This window comes from Actinomadura graeca (genome assembly GCF_019175365.1).
Lineage (GTDB): Bacteria > Actinomycetota > Actinomycetes > Streptosporangiales > Streptosporangiaceae > Spirillospora > Spirillospora graeca.
The window spans coordinates 6,643,293-6,660,300 of the sequence record NZ_CP059572.1 but is presented as its reverse complement, the minus strand read 5'-3'; the positions used below and the strand labels follow the sequence as shown (position 1 = coordinate 6,660,300).

The 17,008-nt window shown below is 71.6% G+C and carries 21 protein-coding genes; 6 read left to right on the top strand and 15 right to left on the bottom strand.

Annotated elements, in window-relative coordinates; all coding sequences use genetic code 11:
• Positions 1-89: 89 nt before the first annotated feature.
• The 3 genes from AGRA3207_RS29470 to AGRA3207_RS29460 all read right to left on the bottom strand — a co-directional run bounded on the left by AGRA3207_RS29470 (position 90) and on the right by AGRA3207_RS29460 (position 1,501).
• Positions 90-224, bottom strand: coding sequence for a DUF397 domain-containing protein (locus AGRA3207_RS29470; RefSeq protein ID WP_231330391.1), 135 nt, complete (start codon positions 222-224; stop codon positions 90-92).
• 204 nt (positions 225-428) lie between these two features.
• Positions 429-692: a DUF397 domain-containing protein gene (locus tag AGRA3207_RS29465; RefSeq protein ID WP_231330390.1), complete on the bottom strand. Its 264-nt coding sequence runs from the start codon at positions 690-692 to the stop codon at positions 429-431.
• Entirely contained in the window at positions 689-1,501 is an 813-nt protein-coding gene (locus tag AGRA3207_RS29460; RefSeq protein WP_231330388.1) for a helix-turn-helix domain-containing protein, read from the bottom strand. The genes AGRA3207_RS29465 and AGRA3207_RS29460 overlap by 4 nt, the downstream gene beginning before the upstream one ends.
• Positions 1,502-1,658: 157 nt before the next feature.
• On the opposite strand from AGRA3207_RS29460, the gene AGRA3207_RS29455 reads away from it, so the two are divergent.
• Both AGRA3207_RS29455 and AGRA3207_RS29450 read left to right on the top strand, forming a co-directional pair.
• Complete coding sequence (locus tag AGRA3207_RS29455) at positions 1,659-1,874, top strand: hypothetical protein (RefSeq protein ID WP_231330386.1); 216 nt, start codon at positions 1,659-1,661, stop codon at positions 1,872-1,874.
• Between the two features lie 357 nt (positions 1,875-2,231).
• Positions 2,232-2,681 carry a DUF3592 domain-containing protein gene (locus tag AGRA3207_RS29450; RefSeq protein ID WP_231330384.1) on the top strand — a complete coding sequence of 150 codons (450 nt, stop codon included), beginning with the start codon at positions 2,232-2,234 and terminating at the stop codon, positions 2,679-2,681.
• Here AGRA3207_RS29450 and AGRA3207_RS29445 read toward each other — a convergent pair.
• Positions 2,678-3,970: an ATP-binding protein gene (locus tag AGRA3207_RS29445; RefSeq protein WP_231336430.1), complete on the bottom strand. Its 1,293-nt coding sequence runs from the start codon at positions 3,968-3,970 to the stop codon at positions 2,678-2,680. The genes AGRA3207_RS29450 and AGRA3207_RS29445 overlap by 4 nt on opposite strands.
• Before the next feature lie 115 nt (positions 3,971-4,085).
• Positions 4,086-5,228, bottom strand: a complete 1,143-nt coding sequence (locus AGRA3207_RS29440) for an acyl-CoA dehydrogenase family protein (protein WP_231330382.1) — start codon at positions 5,226-5,228, stop codon at positions 4,086-4,088.
• 82 nt (positions 5,229-5,310) lie between these two features.
• Here AGRA3207_RS29440 and AGRA3207_RS29435 point away from each other — a divergent pair, with 82 nt between their 5' ends.
• On the top strand, positions 5,311-6,012 hold the full coding sequence (locus AGRA3207_RS29435; RefSeq protein ID WP_231330380.1) for a MerR family transcriptional regulator: 702 nt from the start codon (positions 5,311-5,313) through the stop codon (positions 6,010-6,012).
• A 6-nt stretch (positions 6,013-6,018) separates the two neighbouring features.
• Here AGRA3207_RS29435 and AGRA3207_RS29430 read toward each other — a convergent pair whose 3' ends face one another.
• The 7 genes from AGRA3207_RS29430 to fdxA form a co-directional block, all read right to left on the bottom strand.
• Positions 6,019-7,530: a polyamine aminopropyltransferase gene (locus tag AGRA3207_RS29430; protein WP_231330378.1), complete on the bottom strand. Its 1,512-nt coding sequence runs from the start codon at positions 7,528-7,530 to the stop codon at positions 6,019-6,021.
• Between the two features lie 104 nt (positions 7,531-7,634).
• A complete protein-coding gene (locus AGRA3207_RS29425; protein ID WP_231330376.1) occupies positions 7,635-8,060 on the bottom strand; it encodes a DUF350 domain-containing protein in 426 nt (141 codons plus the stop codon).
• Positions 8,061-8,070: 10 nt separating this feature from the next.
• The gene (locus tag AGRA3207_RS29420; protein ID WP_231330374.1) at positions 8,071-8,514 is read right to left on the bottom strand and encodes a DUF4247 domain-containing protein; all 444 of its coding nucleotides are present in this window, start codon (positions 8,512-8,514) and stop codon (positions 8,071-8,073) included.
• A complete protein-coding gene (locus tag AGRA3207_RS29415) occupies positions 8,511-9,026 on the bottom strand; it encodes a DUF2617 family protein (RefSeq protein WP_231330372.1) in 516 nt (171 codons plus the stop codon). Before AGRA3207_RS29415 ends, AGRA3207_RS29420 begins: the two co-directional genes overlap by 4 nt.
• A gap of 2 nt (positions 9,027-9,028) precedes the next feature.
• Positions 9,029-9,643: a DUF4178 domain-containing protein gene (locus AGRA3207_RS29410; RefSeq protein WP_231330371.1), complete on the bottom strand. Its 615-nt coding sequence runs from the start codon at positions 9,641-9,643 to the stop codon at positions 9,029-9,031.
• A 194-nt stretch (positions 9,644-9,837) separates the two neighbouring features.
• Positions 9,838-10,923: a succinyldiaminopimelate transaminase gene (dapC, locus tag AGRA3207_RS29405; protein WP_231330368.1), complete on the bottom strand. Its 1,086-nt coding sequence runs from the start codon at positions 10,921-10,923 to the stop codon at positions 9,838-9,840.
• A 137-nt stretch (positions 10,924-11,060) separates the two neighbouring features.
• Positions 11,061-11,384 carry a ferredoxin gene (gene fdxA / locus AGRA3207_RS29400; RefSeq protein ID WP_231330361.1) on the bottom strand — a complete coding sequence of 108 codons (324 nt, stop codon included), beginning with the start codon at positions 11,382-11,384 and terminating at the stop codon, positions 11,061-11,063.
• A 113-nt stretch (positions 11,385-11,497) separates the two neighbouring features.
• On the opposite strand from fdxA, the gene AGRA3207_RS29395 reads away from it, so the two are divergent.
• Complete coding sequence (locus tag AGRA3207_RS29395; protein ID WP_231330359.1) at positions 11,498-11,761, top strand: putative acetyltransferase; 264 nt, start codon at positions 11,498-11,500, stop codon at positions 11,759-11,761.
• Positions 11,762-11,797: 36 nt separating this feature from the next.
• Here the strand turns inward: AGRA3207_RS29395 and AGRA3207_RS29390 are convergent, their stop codons facing one another.
• Complete coding sequence (locus AGRA3207_RS29390; RefSeq protein WP_231330358.1) at positions 11,798-12,784, bottom strand: polysaccharide deacetylase family protein; 987 nt, start codon at positions 12,782-12,784, stop codon at positions 11,798-11,800.
• Positions 12,785-13,084: 300 nt separating this feature from the next.
• Positions 13,085-13,417: a hypothetical protein gene (locus AGRA3207_RS29385; RefSeq protein ID WP_231330355.1), complete on the bottom strand. Its 333-nt coding sequence runs from the start codon at positions 13,415-13,417 to the stop codon at positions 13,085-13,087.
• A 67-nt stretch (positions 13,418-13,484) separates the two neighbouring features.
• Between AGRA3207_RS29385 and AGRA3207_RS29380 the strand changes: the two genes are divergently transcribed.
• Both AGRA3207_RS29380 and AGRA3207_RS29375 read left to right on the top strand, forming a co-directional pair.
• Complete coding sequence (locus tag AGRA3207_RS29380; protein WP_231330354.1) at positions 13,485-14,279, top strand: class I SAM-dependent methyltransferase; 795 nt, start codon at positions 13,485-13,487, stop codon at positions 14,277-14,279.
• A gap of 10 nt (positions 14,280-14,289) precedes the next feature.
• The gene (locus AGRA3207_RS29375) at positions 14,290-14,982 is read left to right on the top strand and encodes a cysteine--tRNA ligase (RefSeq protein WP_231330352.1); all 693 of its coding nucleotides are present in this window, start codon (positions 14,290-14,292) and stop codon (positions 14,980-14,982) included.
• Between the two features lie 8 nt (positions 14,983-14,990).
• Here the strand turns inward: AGRA3207_RS29375 and AGRA3207_RS29370 are convergent, their stop codons facing one another.
• A complete protein-coding gene (locus tag AGRA3207_RS29370; RefSeq protein ID WP_231330350.1) occupies positions 14,991-16,964 on the bottom strand; it encodes a glycohydrolase toxin TNT-related protein in 1,974 nt (657 codons plus the stop codon).
• Positions 16,965-17,008 lie beyond the last annotated feature (44 nt).

Genomic DNA, 17,008 nt, shown 5'->3' with positions numbered 1-17,008 from the left:
CCCGCCCAACGAAGCGCGACCGAAAACGGCCACCGCCGCAGAAGATCACTCAGATCCTCACCCACCGAAGCCGGACGGTACCACTCCGCCTACACGTCATGCCGCCCGGCGCGGATCTCGCCCAGCAACGCCTCGAAGGCGCGACGCCCGACCCGCAGCCTGGCCCCGTCGGGATCCTTCGAGTCTCGGACGGCAAGATCAAGGGCGGCTCTGGCGACCTCCACGCAATTCCCTCCCGAAGAGTCGCTGTATGTGCTCCTGCGCCAACACAAAAGCGACGGGTCAAGCTGGCTCACAAGCCCTCCGTAGTCGTTCGATCCGGTTCCTCGCCCCACCATGACAAACGCACCCTCGCTGACTGGCCGCACGCGTCGAGCGCGTCCAGGTCCTCTGGGCCGTCATTGTTGGCCCGTGACCTCACACGCCGTTCAGCGGTCGTACCGCCCGGCGCGGATCTCCGCCAGCAACGTCCCAAAGGCGCGACGCCCGACCCGCAGCCTGGCCCCGTCGGGATCCTTCGAGTCTCGGACGGCCACCCCAGAAGGGAGTCCCGCAACCTCCACAGAGATACCGCCCTCCGAACCACTCCTCGTACCCTTGCGCCAAGCGGCGACCTCGACACAGTCCCCACCCGACGCGTCACTATGTGTGCTCTTGCGCCAGCCGACGGACGATGAATCCTGACTGCTCACGCACCCTCCAGGTACTTGCGGATCAGACCTTCGGACTCCCCCGCCGACAACGCGGTGGCTCTTATCACGTTAAACGACAACGCTATTCTGTGCACCTCGCCGGGATCCAGGATCACTTGACCGTGACCGCATGCTCCGTCCACATAGGCGATATCCGGCGCTTCAGAAAAGCTCAGCAGCTGGAACCCGCTGCTCTGAGTGACCGCGAACCCTGACGGAATGAGTTGGATGCAGAAATTTGACCGCTGGAGCATGTCAAGCAGCCGTCCGTACTGGCCATTGCGGATCTCGCCTGGAAGATCCCTGAGCACAGCCTCACGGAGAAGGACGAACAGCCAAGGCGGGTTCGGTTTCGCGAAGACCGCCTGCCGCTCCATTCTGAGGGCGACGAGCTCCTCGGCTTTCTCCTCCAGGTGTTCCGTCTTCAAGACAAGACGAGCGTGTTCCTCCGTCTGGAGCAGGCCAGGGACGACCAGTGGCGCGAAGATGCAGAGTTGTGAGGCCAGCTTCTCCACTTCGGTCAGCGGACGGAACCCGACAGGGATCAACCCTATTTTTCGCGCCTCCACGTGCTTCTCCCAGATGCGGCGGAACATGCCGTCGGCTTGGTAGTAGGTGTCGAGGTCGTCGGCGAGGCCCTCGGACGGCGGCTTCTCGAAGGTCTCGACCTTGGCGATCCACTGGGGGGTACAGCCGAGCGTTGCCGCGAGCTTGTTGCGGGACAGGCCCTCCGCCTCGCGTCTGGCGCGGAGCTCGTTGACGAACACTTCTTGGTACGCGGAGGGGCTGGTGTCACGCGAGGGTGTCATCGGGTGTCTCCCGGGTGTCGGCCCGCCTGGTGGGGGGTGTCACGCTCTCTGGCCGGGTGCCCGCTGGGGAGTGAGCGGTTCGTAGCTCAGAGTAATCGGGCGCTGCGAGCCTCGTCCTGGAAAAGACCGACGACGACCTCACAGGGACCCCACCCCCATGGACGATCAAGAAGAACTGCGGCTCCAGCAGCAGTACCCCATGTGGCACATCCGGCGGATCCCGGCGATGGACTGCTTCATGGCCACTCGCCTGGGACGGCCGCTGACACAGCGGGAGCTCTACTACGGGCTGTGCGCCACGGTTATCGAGGACACCTTTCAGGATCTCCGAGAGACCCTCTCCGGCCAGAGCAAGATCGAGGAGGATCTGTGATCCTCGTCGTCGCCCTTGCTGCTCTTTCGCTCATCGCCATCTGGACGTTCGTCAGCCTGACCCCCTCTGGCACCGGCTACAGGGGACGGCATCGTGAGAGGGCCGTCTCACAGAAGGCGCCTCCCAGGACGGGGCGCCGCGCTGTCAGTGCTCCTCGGTCGTACCATCGGACGGTCGGACGGTCGGACGGCAGGGCGACAGAGTGGCCCCGCGCCGTTCAGCGATCGGTGGCGTGACTTCTGGGCGGAAATAGCACGGCGGCGCGTGGACGAACGCGATGCGCGGCTGTTGTGATGAGCCGTGGGCAACAAACGACGCGGGTCTTCGGTGGTCCTTCGAGATCGGTCGTTGCCCGGGATGGCGGCCTATCTGGTCGTCCCGCTGCTGGTCGCCGGATTCGGCTGTGCGCTCCTGGTCGGAACCGTGAAAAGGATGCATGACACCTCGGTGTTCGGCGGGCGCGGTGTGCACGCGATCGGGACCATTGTGGCGCGGGACGGGCAGCCGGGCCCGCCGAGGACCAGCGCGATCGTTGTCCGGTTCACGGCGGCCGACGGATCCCGCCGCATTTTCAGGGAGTCGGGTGACGGCCGGGTCGGCGACACCGTGCGGGTGCTGTACGACCCGCAGGATCCAGGCAGGGCGACGACCCGCTCGCCCGCGTACCGGTGGGTCATGACGGGTGTGCTCATGGTGGTCTGCGCGGTGGTGATCCTCGTGGGGGGCGGCATCTTCGTCGTGCTGGGCCGGGATGTCCTCCGTGAGGTCAGGCAAAGGGACCGGCGGACGGCGCGTTCAGGCTCCTAGGTGGTCGGATCCAAGGTCCACAGGGCCGACATCGGCAGTGCTGACAGCCGATCTCCGAAGGAGAGTCCTCGCTCCCCGGCGTAGAGGACGATCCCCGCGCGGAACCGCTCACCCAGCCGGGCCGCCAAATGGCGTAGACCCCGGAAATCATCGCGGCGTACCGTCTCGGCGGCTTTCACCTCTACGCCGATCACACTTCCCGAAGCGTGTTCGAGGACGATGTCCACCTCGACTTTGTCGCGGTCGCGGTAATGGAAGAGCTGTACCGGTTCTTCTGCCCATGTGAGCTGGCGCGCGACCTCGCCGATGGCGAAGTTCTCCAGGAGCGGACCCACCTGCGCCGTGGGATCCATGGCCCGTTCTTCGGACAGGCCGATGAGCCGACCCCCCAGTCCGGAGTCGGTGACGATCAACTTCGGCGTGGAGATCGCACGGCTGGTGAGGTTGGAAGACCAGGCCGGAATCCGCCTGATCACGAAGACCAGCTCCAGCAGGTCCAGATAGCGGGACAGCGTGTTCCTGGGCAGTCCCATGTCGTTGGCGATCGACTGGGCCACGGAGAGGGTGCCCATCCGGGCCGCGACGACGCTCAGCAGCCGGCGCAGTTCGGCCGGACGCTCGATGTCGGAGATCTGGCGGACGTCCCGGGTGACGAGGTCCGTCACGTAGGAGTCGAAGAAGCGGGCCCGTCTGCGGCCCGGATCCCTCCGGACGGCCTCGGGGTAGCCGCCGCGCAGTGCCCTGGCGACGTAGTCCCGTTTGGTCAGCCCAGACGGCTCGACGGTGACGACCCCGTCCCGCTGGAACAACGCATCGACGAAACCGTCCGGAGCGGAATCGATCTCGCCCTGCGACAACGGCCAGAGCTCGATCGTCTCGCTGCGGCCGGGCAGGGCGTCGGGGAGGTCTCTCAGCCCGAGCAGGCGGGCTGAACCGGTCAGCAGGAACCGTCCGGGGCGGGTGTCGCGATCGACCTCGCGCTTGATGGGCAGGAGCAGTTCCGGCACCCGCTGGATCTCGTCGATCAGCAACAGCCCATCGTGCCTGACGAAAGCGCTCGGGTCGGCCTGGGCGGCGCCGCGGGTAGTGGGCTCGTCCAGGTACAGCTCGCGCGCGCCCGGCGAACGCCCGGCCACCAGCTTGGCGAGCGTGCTCTTGCCCACCTGGCGGGCACCGTTCACCACGACGACCCGGGTGTCCGCCAGGGCTTCACACGCCATGCGTTCGGCGTGCCGGGAGTAGAGACCAGAATCGACCATGCTCACCATGTTATGACAGATCAGCGCCATCACGTGGACGTTCCGCCGAAGGGGTCATGGACGTCCTGCCGAGATATTGATGGACGTTTTGCCGAAAGGAACGTGGACGTCCTGCCGCTCTGTGTGCGGGGGCTCGGCCGCCGGGTCAGACGCCCAGGCCGCGGCCGATGATCTCTTTCATGATCTCGGTGGTGCCGCCGTAGATGGTCTGGACGCGGACGTCCTGGTACGCCCTGGCGATCGGGTACTCGGTCATGTAGCCGTAGCCGCCGTGCAGTTGGAGGCAGCGGTCGACGACCCTCTTGCACAGTTCGGTGTTCCAGTACTTGAGCATCGCGCCCTCTTCGGGGGTCAGCTCGTCCCGGGTCTCCTTGGCGATGCAGTCGTCGGTGAAGGCGCGGGTGACGGTCAGCTCGGTCTTCATCTCGGCGAGGGTGAAGCGGTTGTGCTGGAATCTGCCGATCGGGCGGGCGAACGCCTGGCGGGTCTTGCAGTATTCGAGGGTCTGCTCGAACGCGGCCTCGGCGGCGGCCTGGGCGGCGACGCCGATGGACAGGCGCTCGCGGGCCAGGTTCTGCATCAGGTAGACGAAGCCCATGCCCTCCTCGCCGAGGAGGTTGTCCTTGGGGACGCGGACGTCGTCGAAGAACAGCTCGGCGGTGTCCTGGGCGTGCATGCCGATCTTGTCGAGGTTGCGGCCGCGTTCGAAGCCGTCCATGCCGCGTTCGACGATCAGCAGGCTGACGCCCTTGGAGCCCGCGGACGGGTCGGTCTTGGCGGCCACGATCACCAGGTCGGAGAGGATGCCGTTGGTGATGAACGTCTTGGAGCCGTTGAGGACGTAGTCGTCGCCGTCCCGGATCGCGGTGGTCGTGATGCCCTGGAGGTCGGATCCGGCGGCGGGCTCGGTCATCGCGATGCCGGTGATCAGCTCGCCGGAGCAGTAGCCGGGCAGCCAGCGGGCCTTCTGCGCGGGGGTGCACAGCCGGCGCAGGTAGCCGCCGTTGATGTCGTTGTGGACGGCGAAGCCGGGCCCGTGCACGCCGGACCTCGCCAGTTCCTCGTTGAGCACCGCGTAGTAGCGGTAGTCGAGGTCACCGCCGCCGCCGTACTCCTCGGGCATGTCGATGCCGAGGAGGCCCTGCCGCCCGGCGGCCAGCCACACCTCGCGGGACACGACGCCGTCCTTCTCCCACTGCCCGTGGTGGGGGGCGATCTCCTTGGCGATGAAGGAGCGGACCATCTCACGGAACGCCTCGTGCTCCGCGGTGAAGATCTCCCGTGCCATCCCGCGCTCCCCTTGTAAGTGCGTGCTGATACATCGCTAATGTAACACTGACACTGTCACATAGCTCGTGCTGGGAGGCCCGATGGAACTCACCGTGGACGAGCTGGCCGCGCGGGCGGGCGTCACCGTCCGGACCGTCCGCTACTACGCGGGGCGGGGCCTGCTGCCGCCGCCGCGGCTGCGGGGGCGGACGGGTCTGTACGGCGACGACCACCTGGCGCGTCTTGAGCTCGTGCGGGAGCTTCAGACGCTCGGGCTGACGCTCGCGGCGATCGAGAAGCATCTGCGGCGGATCCCGGCGGACGCGACGCCGGAGGACCTCGCGCTCCAGCGGGCGCTGCTGTCGCCCTGGGCGCCCGAGCGGCCCGAGGTCCTCGACCGGCACGAGCTGGACCGGCGCGTCGGGCGGCGGCTCGACGACGGGGCGCTCGCGCGGCTGGAGGCGCTGGGCGTGGTCGAGGCCGTCCCGGACGGCGCGGTGCGGGTGATCAGCCCGCTGCTGCTCGGCGTGAGCGCCGAGGTGGCGGCGCTGCCCCTGCCGCTGGACACGCTCGTCGCCTCGCACGAGGCCGTGGAACGGCACACCACCGCGCTGGCGGCCGAGCTCCAGCAGGTCTTCCAGGACACCGTCGTCCGCCGCTACCGGGAGGGCGGGCGGGCGCCCGAGGAGCGCGCCCGGCTCATAGAGCTGGCCGGGAAGCTCAAGCCCCTGCTGGCCCGGTCGGTCGTGACCTCGTTCCAGCGCTCGGTGGACAAGGCCATCCGCCGGTCCACCCACCGCTGACGGGTGTCAGGAGTCCTTCCACTCCTCGCCCTCGTACTCCACCAGCCGGGGGTGGACGAGGGTGTTGACGTCCACGTCGCGGGCCCGGCGGTCCTTGGGGAAGACGGCCGCGGCGCGCAGCACGTCGGCGTCCAGGAACCTGAGGTCGGGGACGCCGGGGGCCAGGGAGAGGGCGGGCGCCGCCGTGCCGGGGGCCGCCAGGACGAAGCCCCAGTCCCCGAAGCTCGGGACGTCCACGTGGTACGGGGTGGTCTCCAGACCGGCCGCGGCGACCGACTTCCGGATGCTCCAGAACGACCTGGGCGCGAAGTAGGGCGACCCCGACTGGACGACGATCCGCCCGCCCGGGGCGAGCGCCCGCTTGACCAGGCCGTAGAACTCGACGGAGTACAGCTTGGCGGTGGGGACGTCGTCGGGGTCGGGCATGTCCACGATGACCGCGTCGAACCGCTCACCGAGGCGGCGCAGCCAGGAGAACGCGTCCGCGTTGACGATCTCGGCGCGCGGGTCGTCCAGGGCGTGCCGGTTGAGGGACGCGATCGGCCCGTAGGTGCGGGCGAGGCGGATCATCTCCGGGTCCAGCTCGACGAGCGTGACGGCGCGGACGTCCGGGTAACGCAGGACCTCGCGCAGCGCGAGGCCGTCGCCGCCGCCGAGGATGAGGACCCGGCCGCGCGTCCCCGCCAGCACGGGGTGGACGAGCGACTCGTGGTACCGGTACTCGTCCACCGAGGAGAACTGGAGGTCGCCGTTCAGGAAGAGCCGCACGTCCGACGGGCCCGTCAGCGCCGCCTTCCGGGTGATGACGATCTCCTGGTACGGGGTGCGCTCGGCCACCGCGATCGGGTCGGCGTACAGCGCCTGCCGCGCCGACACCTCGAAGCGGTCGGCGAGCGCGTACGTCCCGCCGAGGACGGCCAGGACCGCCGCCATCGCGCCCCACAGCGCGGCCCTCGGCACCCGCCCGACCCGGTGCCGGAACAGCCACAGCACGACGGCGATCCCGGCGACCGCGTTGACCATGCCGACCAGCAGGGCGCCCTTGATGTGCCCGAACGTCGGGAGCAGCAGGAAGGGGAACGCGAGCCCGCCGACGAGCGCCCCCACGTAGTCCGCTGCGAACAGGTCGGCGACGGCGCTGCCCGCGTCCTGCCGCCGGATGCGCTGGAGCAGCGTCATCAACAGCGGGATCTCCGCGCCGATCAGCGCGCCGACCGCGAACGCGACGACGACGAGGGCGGGGACGTACAGGTCCAGCCACGCGAACGCCGCGTACAGCGCCAGCACCGACAGGCCGCCGACCAGTGCCAGCGCGCCCTCGACGACCGCGAACGCCACCACGGGACGGCCCTGGAGGGGCTTGGCCAGCAGCGACCCGGCGCCCATCGCGAAGACCATCACCGACAGGACGATCGACGCCTGCGTGACCGAGTTGCCGACGAGGTAGCTGCCCAGCGCGACCAGGGCCAGCTCGTACACCAGCCCGCAGGCCGCGCACGTGAACACGGCGGCCAGCACGAGGCTCCGCGCCGCCCGCGCGGGGACCCGCGTCCCGCCGCCGTCCCCGTCGGCGGCAGGCCGTTCCGCCGGGAGCGCGGGGGGCTCGTCGAGGTCGCGCGCGGTCAGGAGACCGCCCCGGCCACGATCGCGGCGACGGCCAGGTCGGCGGCGGCGACGACCCAGCCGGCCGGGTGCACCGCCGCGCCGTCCACGAGGGTCGCGCCCAGCCGGCCCGGGGTGATCATGTCGAGGAGGTAGAACGCGAGGACCATCAGCGCGATGCCGAGCAGCCCGTACACGGCGGTGTCGACCAGGCCGTCGCTGAGGTCGGAGTCGCTGGTGACGATCGCGGTCGTGACGATCAGGCCGGTGCCGAGCAGTTTGACCGCGAGCAGCAGCGCGGCGCCGCGGTTGCCCTCGGTCCAGATCTGGTGGCCGAGCCGTCCCGGCGTGGTGATCTCGACCACGAGGAAGCCGAGCGCCATCAGCGCGATCCCGAGCGCGCCGTAGGCGAGCGTCGCGCCGCCCTCATGCAGGATGTCGTTCATCGATTGCTCCTCACTTGCCCGACCCGGGCCCGCCGCCGCGGAACGACGCGATGCCGCTGCTGTTCCAGCCGTTCGTCCCGGGACTGCTCCAGCGCCCGCCGACATGGGAGTGGTAGCGGCCGTAGCCGCCGGACGGGGTGTCCACGGTGATCCGGCTGCCGGTCCCGTCCGGGAGGACGCCGACGACGAGCTTGGGGTAGCGCATGAAGATGCCGCCGAGCGCGCCCAGCGCCACCAGGTCGTCCACCCGGTCGATCGCCTTGTGCTTCTTGTCGATCTCCGCGGCGACGGCCGCGGGCGCCTTCGGCGACCGGTAGGTGTCCACGCCGATCCGCGAGTACTTCTTGGAGATCCACTTCTGCGGCGAGCCGTCGTCCTTCAGGACGGCCACCAGCACGATCGCGGCGATCACCGCGGCCGAGATGCCGCCGATCACCCAGAACTTCCTGCTCACGACGGCCTCACCAGCCGGCTCCGCGTCATCACGATCTCCCGCGTCTGGGGATAGGCGTGCCAGGTCCGCCAGCCGATCCCGATGTCGGTGTCCTCCACGGCCAGCGCGGTGACGGCGTGCTCGGAGCCGGGGAAGTCCCCGGTCAGCGCGTCGCCGCGGTCCGCCAGCCGCGCGCGGACCGTCTCGACGGCCCGCGCGAACGCCGCGGCGTCCGCGTGGGCGGCCGTCGCGGCGGTGAACTCGTACGCCCAGGCGGGGCGCGCGGCGTCCGCCGGGAGGCTCGCGGACGCCCGTCCGGGCAGCGGCCCGGCGCCGGCGGGCAGGCACGCCACCGTCTCGCTCAGCGGGCCGGCGATGACCTGGTGGGACGCGCCGAGCAGGCGCAGCTCGACGGTCAGGCCCGCGCGCTCGACCGGCAGGACGGCCAGGGCGTCCAGCGGCGGCAGCCCGAGCGCGAACGACAGCGCGTCGGCGCGCGCGTCCAGGTAGGGGGTGTCAAGGGTGGTGCGCAAGATCAGCTGCCCGGGTAGATCGTGAGGGAGCCGGTGGGGACGCGCTCCCCGAGCCCGGCCTCCCACTGCCCGCCGCCGTACTGCTCGAACGACAGGTAGCGTCCGCGCGGGCCCTCGTAGTCGACGTACTCGACCCGGCCCTGGACGCCGACGCCGGTCGTCCCCTCGCTGGTGTAGTCGGCCGTGCCGTGCTCCTCGCGGCGGTACTCGACACCGTCCACGACGATCGTCCTGTCACCGGGGGTGAGGTCGCCGATCTCGTGCCCGGTCCACCAGACGACCTCCAGGTCCGGGTCCTCCTCGACGGAGAGCCACACCTTCGCGCCCTCGATGGTGTCGGCGTCCAGCAGGTGCTCGCTCCAGGTGAAGCCGCCCTCGCGGAGGCGGACGGAGCCGCGCACGAAGTAGCGGGTGCCGAGGTACTCGACCATGTCGCCCGCCTTCAGCGTCCGCGGGTCGCCGGCGACCTCGTCCCCGGCCGCGAACGGGTCGCGGGGCGCCGCGGGGGCCGGGCCGCCGGACGGCGCGGGCGAACGGCGGCGGAGCAGCACCACGATGAGAACGATCAAGGCGACCAGGATCAGCGCCAGCAGAATCACGATCGCGGTTCCACCCACGGGCACCTCCGTCTTTCCGCCAGCAATGGGCACGGACCTGCGGGATCATATCGATACTTACAGGTCAAACCCATACCGCGTTCAGACGTCACAAAGTCACCACTCGTTCCATAACGAATGGGCCCGGTCCACGGGCGCGGGGCGGACGGCGCCGCCGCGCGGCAGGGGATGGCGGACGAGGACGGCGGGTGGGGTCAGAGGCGCTCGACGGCGGCGGCGACGCGCTCGTCCGTGGCGGTGAAGGCGACGCGGACGTGCCGGCCGCCGGCCGGGCCGTAGAACTCGCCGGGCCCCGCGAGGACGCCGAGGGAGGCCAGGTGCGCGACGGTGTCCCAGCACGGCTCGTCCCGGGTGGCCCACAGGTACAGGGACGCCTCTGAGTGCTCGACGCGGAACCCGTGCCCCTCCAGCGCGGCGCGCAGGGCGGCGCGGCGGCGCGCGTACCGCTCCCGCTGCTCGTCCACGTGCGCGTCGTCGTCGAAGGCCACGGCCATCGCCGCCTGCACCGGCGCCGGGACGATCATCCCGGCGTGCTTGCGGACCTCCAGCAGCCGCCTGACGAGCGCGAGGTCGCCGGTGACGAACCCGGCCCGGTAGCCCGCCATGTTGGAGCGCTTGGACAGCGAGTTGATCGCCAGCAGCCCCTCGTGGGACCCCTCGCACACGTCCGGGTGCAGGACCGACACCGGCGGGTCGTCCGGCTCCCAGCCGAACTCCAGGTAGCACTCGTCGCTGATGACGACCGACCCGCGCTCGCGCGCCCACGCGACGACCTTGCGCAGGTGCTCGGCGGGCAGCACCCTGCCGGTCGGGTTGGACGGCGAGTTCACCCAGACGATCTTCGGTGCGGCGGGGCCGAGGGAGAGCAGGCCGTCGGTGCGGACCGGCTCCGCCCGGGCGAGGCGGGCGCCCACGTCATAGGTGGGGTAGGCCAGCTCGGGGAAGACGACGCGGTCGCCCGGCCCGGCGCCGAGCAGCGTCGGCAGCCACGCCACCAGCTCCTTCGTGCCGATCACGGGGAGCACCGCGTCCGGGTCGGCGGCCGTCACGCCCGCTCGGCGCCGCAGCCAGCCCGCGACGGACTCGCGCAGCCGCGGCGTCCCGTAGGTGGCGGGGTAGCCGGGCGCGTCGGAGGCCCCCGCCAGCGCGGCCCGGATCGGCTCGGGCGTGGGGTCCACCGGCGTGCCCACCGACAGGTCGACGATGCCGCCCGCGTGCTCGGACGCACGACGCTTGTACGGCTCCAGCCGATCCCACGGGAAGTCCGGCAGGGTGAACACGACCCACTCCTCGAAGAGTACGGCGGGGATCCGACCACGAGGCCGTGGTCTCCGCGAACGCGGAAGACCACGGCCCGACCTTACGCACAGGAAACGCAGGCTCAGGGGATCGCGAAAGGCGATCCCTCAAGCCGCCCTTACTCCTCGGCCTGCGGGGGCAGGGCCGCGACGATCGGGTGGTCCTTGTCGATCTTGCCGACCTTGGACGCGCCCCCGGGCGAGCCGAGGTCGTCGAAGAACTCCACGTTGGCCTTGTAGAAGTCCTTCCACTGCTCAGGCGTGTCGTCCTCGTAGTAGATCGCCTCCACGGGGCAAACCGGCTCGCACGCACCACAGTCGACGCACTCGTCCGGGTGGATGTAGAGCATGCGCTTGCCCTCGTAGATGCAGTCGACCGGGCACTCCTCGATGCATGCCTTGTCGAGCAGGTCCACGCAGGGCTGCGCAATGACGTAGGTCACGTCAGTGACTCCTCTCGGGTTTCCGGCCCCGCCGCACGTCACGGCTCACCGCAAGCTCGCTGTGAATAGTATGGCCACCGGAGCGCAGTCGATTCGACACGGGGGTCCCACATATGACTGGCCGCTTTGCCGCGAGGCTGGTGGTCTCCATCAGCCGCGCGGACGTGGGTCAGCGGGTCTCGCTGCGCCGCCGCCTGCCAACGGGAGAGTACAGCGACGTGGTCGGCGTGCTCGAATCCTGGGCCGCGGGGACGCTGCGCGTGCGCCGCCGGGACGGCGAGGTGGTCGAGGTCCCCGAGGGCATCGTCGTCGCGGGCAAGGTCGTGCCGCCGCAGCCCCCGCCGCGCCGCCGTCCGCGCACCGGCGAGCCCGGCTGAGCGCCACGCCACTGTGGCGCCCCGGCGACCCCGCCGCTACCGGCCCGAGGGGACGGGCGCGCCGGGCGCGAGCGGGCCGGGTGCCGGGGTTCCGGGCACCGAGGTCCCGGGCCCGGGCACCCCGGGCACCCCGGGCACGGGCGAACCCGGGCCGGGCACTCCGGGGACGGACGATCCGGGCACCGGCGACGCCGGCGCGGGCGATCCCGGTTCAGGCGATTCCGGGGCGGACGGCGCCGAAGGCGACGCTCCGGGCGTCCGGGGAGGCACCGGCGGCTTGGGGACGACGGCCTCGGTGTAGGTCTGGCCCGGCTTGAGCGCCTTGCCGTGGAACATCTCCGTCACCGTCACGAACGTGAACCCGCGCCGCCTCAGCCCCTCCAGCACCTTCGGCACGGAGTCGACGGTGGGCTTGTGGATGTCGTGGAACAGGACGATGCCACCCCGCTTCGGGGCGGTGACCCCGATCCGGGTGTCACGGCTGACGCTGCGGTAGCGCCAGTCCAGCGTGTCCACGCTCCAGAGGATCATGGGAAGCCCGGCGGCGTGCCCGACCTTGGCGTTCGTGGCCCCGTACGGCGGGCGCAGCAGCGTGGGACGGACCCCGCCGGACGCCGCCGCGATGGCCTGCTGCGTGCGCTGCACCTGGGACCGCACCTCGGCCGCTGACAGGGAGGTCAGGTTGGGGTGCGACCAGGTGTGGTTCGCGAGCTCGTGACCGTCCAGCGCCATTTTCCGCACCACGCCGGGGAAACCGTGCACGTTCTCACCCAGCATGAAGAACGTGGCGCGCGCGTGTGCCGCCCGCAGCGTGTTCAACAGCCGGTCGGTGTAGGGCCCGGGGCCGTCGTCGAAGGTGAGGGCGACGCACCTGATCTTGTCGCAGTCGATGCGGCGGGGAGGCGGCGGAGAGGGCGGCGCCTTGCGGGCCTGCCCGGCGGCCTTTCTGTCACCCGCCGTCCGCGCCTTCTTCTCGGGGGCGTGGCCGCACCCCGAGACGAACAGCAGACCGGCCCCGACCATGGCGATAAGGCCAATTCTCGTCATCCGCACCACGCACCCCCGAAACGTGTTGCCTCGGGCGGCTTCATACCCTCCGCCACTCTGGTAACACACGTCACCAAGGTCCGGAAACGCCAAGATCATCACCCTGACCCACGGGAGGGGGGACTGCCTCCATAATGACTTCCCGCTTCCGGCGCCAGATCACCCGTCCCGCGTCATCCGGCAGGCCGGTCGCGTACGGCCGAGGGCATGCGGGGGCGCGGGGGCGTGCGGGGCGCGCGGGGACGACCGGAGGCGCGCGGGGGTCCGGGCCCGGGGTCAGGTGCGGGCTTCGGGGAACAGGCGGACGACGACGTCGTGGCGCCATTCGTCCTCGTCACGGCCGGGCGGCGGGCCGGGGACCAGCGTGCCGTCGGCGCCGGGCGTGAGCCGGACCGTGACGTCCGGCGTCAGGACGACCTCGTCCGGGACCTCGCCGGAGGCCGCCAGGCGCCCGGCCAGGGCGGCGAGGACGCGCGCCCACCCCTGCCCGAGGTAGGGCGGGAGCCCGGCGGCGCGGAGTTCGGGCAGTCCGCGCGCGGAGAGGCCGGCGGTGCGCAGCGTGAGCCCGCCCGGACCCTCCGCACCCATGATCCGGACCTCTCCGGTCATGCCCGCCATCGGCAACGCCGCCTCTTCCCTCCTGATTGTCCGATAAATTATGACAGTGAATTGGGCCGTGACGACGTACGACTCCGCCTTCGGGTACGTCTCCGCGCACGGCGCGCCCCTGGTCGACCTGCTCGATCCGCAGCCCGGCGAGCGGGTCATCGACCTCGGGTGCGGCACCGGGACGTTCAGCGCGGAGATCGCCGAGCGGGGCGCCGAGGTGCTGGGCATCGACGGCAATCCGGACATGGTCGCGCAGGCGACCGCGCTGCACCCCGGGCTGTCGTTCATCCTCGGCGACGCCCACGACTTCACCATCAGCGAGTCGTTCGACGCGGTCGCCTCCAACGCGGCGCTGCACTGGATGACCCGCGATCCCGACCAGGTGATCGGCCAGGTGCACGCGGCGCTGCGGCCCGGCGGGCGGTTCGTCGGGGAGCTCGGTGGCGCCGGGAACTGCGCCGAGCTGATCGCCGCCATGCAGACGGCGTGGCGCGTGTTCGGCCTCGGCGAGCCCGAGCTGCCCTGGTACTTCCCGAGTCCCGCCGAGTACGCGACCAAGCTGGAGGAGGGCGGGTTCACGCTGCGGCTGCTGGAGCACGCCGACCGGCCGACCCGCATGACCGAGGGCCCGGACGGCGCCGCCGACTGGGTCCGCGCCTACGCCGGGCGCGCGCTCGCCGACGTGCCCCCGGAGCTGGTCGAGCCCCTCCTGGACCGTGTGAACGACCTGGCGGCGCCCGCGCTGCGCCGCGAGTCGGGCTGGGTCGCCGACTATGTGCGGCTGCGGTTCGCGGCCGTCCGGAAGCCGGACGGGGCGGCGCCGCTGCCCATCGGCCCCGCGCTCTCCGACCGGCCCCTCTAGTGTTGGAGGCATGCTGCGCCTGTACGACCCCCGCTCAGGGCGGCCCGAGGCGCTCCCGGGCGGCCGGGTGCTGCGCGTCCGCGTGCTGGACGGCGCCGGCCTCCGCACGCTGATCGTCGCCGATCTGCTGAGGCGGGTCGCGGGACGGGCCGGGCGGCACGTCCAGGTCACGGCGTCCCGCGAGTTCATGGACGGCGGACCGGCGGACTATGCGCGGTACAACGTCCAGCCCCTCGACGCCGCCGGAGACGCGGCCGGGGCGGACCCGCCGGACCTGTACGTGTCCGGGGAGCGCGAACCGCCCGTGGACGGGTTCTGCGTGACGGCGCCGCACGAGACGGGCGACTGGCGCTCCGCCGGGGAGACCGAGGCCCTCGCCGTGCGGCTCGCGATGCTGGAGGCGCCCTACCGGGAGCCCCTGGACCTGTCGGCGGCGCGCCTCGCCCGGGCCCGGGGCCGCCTGGACGGGTGGCGGGGCGAGGTGGCCGGGTGGGCGTCGAGCCCGGGCCGTCCGATCGACCGTGCCTACGCGGCCAGGGCGGAGGCGGCGCTGGCGGACGATCTCGACGGCCCGTCCGCGCTGGCCGTCCTGGACGCTCTGGCAAGCGACCCGGACGTGCCGCCGGGGGCGAAGCTGGAGACGTTCGTCCACCTCGACCTGCTCTTCGGCCTGGATCTGGTGGCCGCGATCGGGCGTGCCTGACCGCGTGGTCAGGGCCCGCCGATCACGGTGAGCGTGCCGTCCATGAGCAGGTCGGCGATCGGGCGCCGGAACACGTACGCGGTTCCTCCGCCGGGCTGGTCGAACCAGGGCACGGCCGTTCCCGTCAGCGCCTCCACCGGTCTTTGCACCCGGTAGGCGTGGTACGGGCGGTTGCGCCAGTCCGGCGGAAGCGACCGCTGCTCGAAGGGCGTGCGCGCCGCGTAGACCACGTTCCCGCTCGGGCCGCCATAGCGGTCCACAGCCGTCCCCTCGGGGAGTTCCGTGGTGCGGCGGTCGCGCAGGAGGCTGAGCGGTGGTTCGCCTTCGAGCGGCTCGATCGCACCGGTCTGCTTGGGGACGGCCTGGCGCCGCTCCAGGAGCACACTGCCGAGAAGGTGCGCGGCGGCCTGGTCGGCGTCGTCGAACGAGACCGTCTTGCGCCGCTCACCGTCGCGTGTCTGGAACACCGTCCAGCGCGGCCCGTCTCGGAGGACGGACCAGGCCCCTTCGGCGGTCGCCTGGATGCGGTAGGCGGCGGGGTCGACGCCCAGGTCGCGCAACCGGCTCCTGAGGACGGCGAAGTGGTCCGGCCCGGGTGCGGGGTGGTGTTCCGGCTGGTGCTCCGGCGATGGGTGCCGGTTCGGCTCGGGCCGGGGCTCCTCCCGGACGCGCGCGGGCGCGTCGCGTCCGGTCACGGCGGCGCTCGCGGCGTCCATCGCGTCGTCGTCGACGGCCGGGACCTCGAACCCCCGGGCGCGGATGTGCGCGACCAGATCGGGTTCCGGCGGGACGCCGTGCTCGCGCAGGTAGTAGCCGACCGCGCCCGACCACACCCACGTCCCGTCGGTGTGGAAGGTGAGCGGGACGCGCGCGCCGCGCGCCGGGTCGAGCTGGTCGGGCGCGCTCGACCGCGCCGCGAGCACGACGGGCGCCCCCCTCAGGTACGCGGCCACCCGCTCGGCCTCCTCCGGCGGGACGGGCGGACGGGAGACGGCCGGACGGTCGCCGTCCGGACCGGCGTGGTCGAACACGCGGGCCTTGCGTATCCCCTCCCGCCGTATCCCTTCCTGTGGCGCCCCGCCGCCCGCCGGAGGGGGCGGGGCGGATCCGAGCCGCCGCGTCATCCACTCGGGGACGTCGCCGAGCGGGAACCGTTCGAGCTCCAGCCGGACGTCCTCGGCCGACGGCTCGCGGTTCCATTTCGGCTCGTCGTAGACGAAGCCCGCCCGGCAGCGCGCCGCGCCGTCCTCGTAGAGGATCTCGAAGTCGATGCGGGACCAGGTGGAGCCCTGGAAGGCGTGCGTCCCCGCGCGGAGCCGGTCGAGGAGCGCGGCGGTCTCCGCGGGCGGCGTCCAGACCGTCATGGTGCCGTCGGCGCCGTAGAGCATCATCGGCGGGAACTCCACGTGGCCGCCCACGGCCTGGTAGTACCCGAAGACCTTCTTCCACAGGCGCGGGGCGCGGTCGGCGACCAGGATCGTGACCCGGTCGGAGAGCAGCTCCATCTGCTCGACCGGGTTCATCGGCCCGGGGTCGGGCGCGGGACGCGCGGCGGGCTCGCGGTCCTCCAGCCGGTCGCGCAGCCAGCCGGGCATGTGGGCGCCGTCGCGCGGCATGACGATCTGGTCGCGGCGCCAGGCGTCCGGCGGGAGGGGCGGGTCCCACTCCGGGTCGAAGTCGTAGTTGTACAGGGGACGCGCGGTCTCCGGCTCGATGATGAACGTCATCGAGAACCAGGTGCCCTGCTCGGACAGGTAGTGCGCGCGGCGCAGCTCCGCGAGCAGGCCCGCCAGCTCGTCCGGGGCCCGCCCGGCGTCCCGGACCTGCCCATCGCCCGTGAGCACCGCCAGCGCGATGTCGCTCCCCACCACGGTCGCCTTGGCGCGCAGGTCCGCGCGCCGCCATCCGGGCGGCGACGTCCGCCGGACGTACTCGACGACTCGCCCCTCGATCTCCGCGATCCGCTCGTTCTGACCCGTCACCCGCGACCCCTTGGAATCCCATACCGCCCGCCGGCGCCCCGATC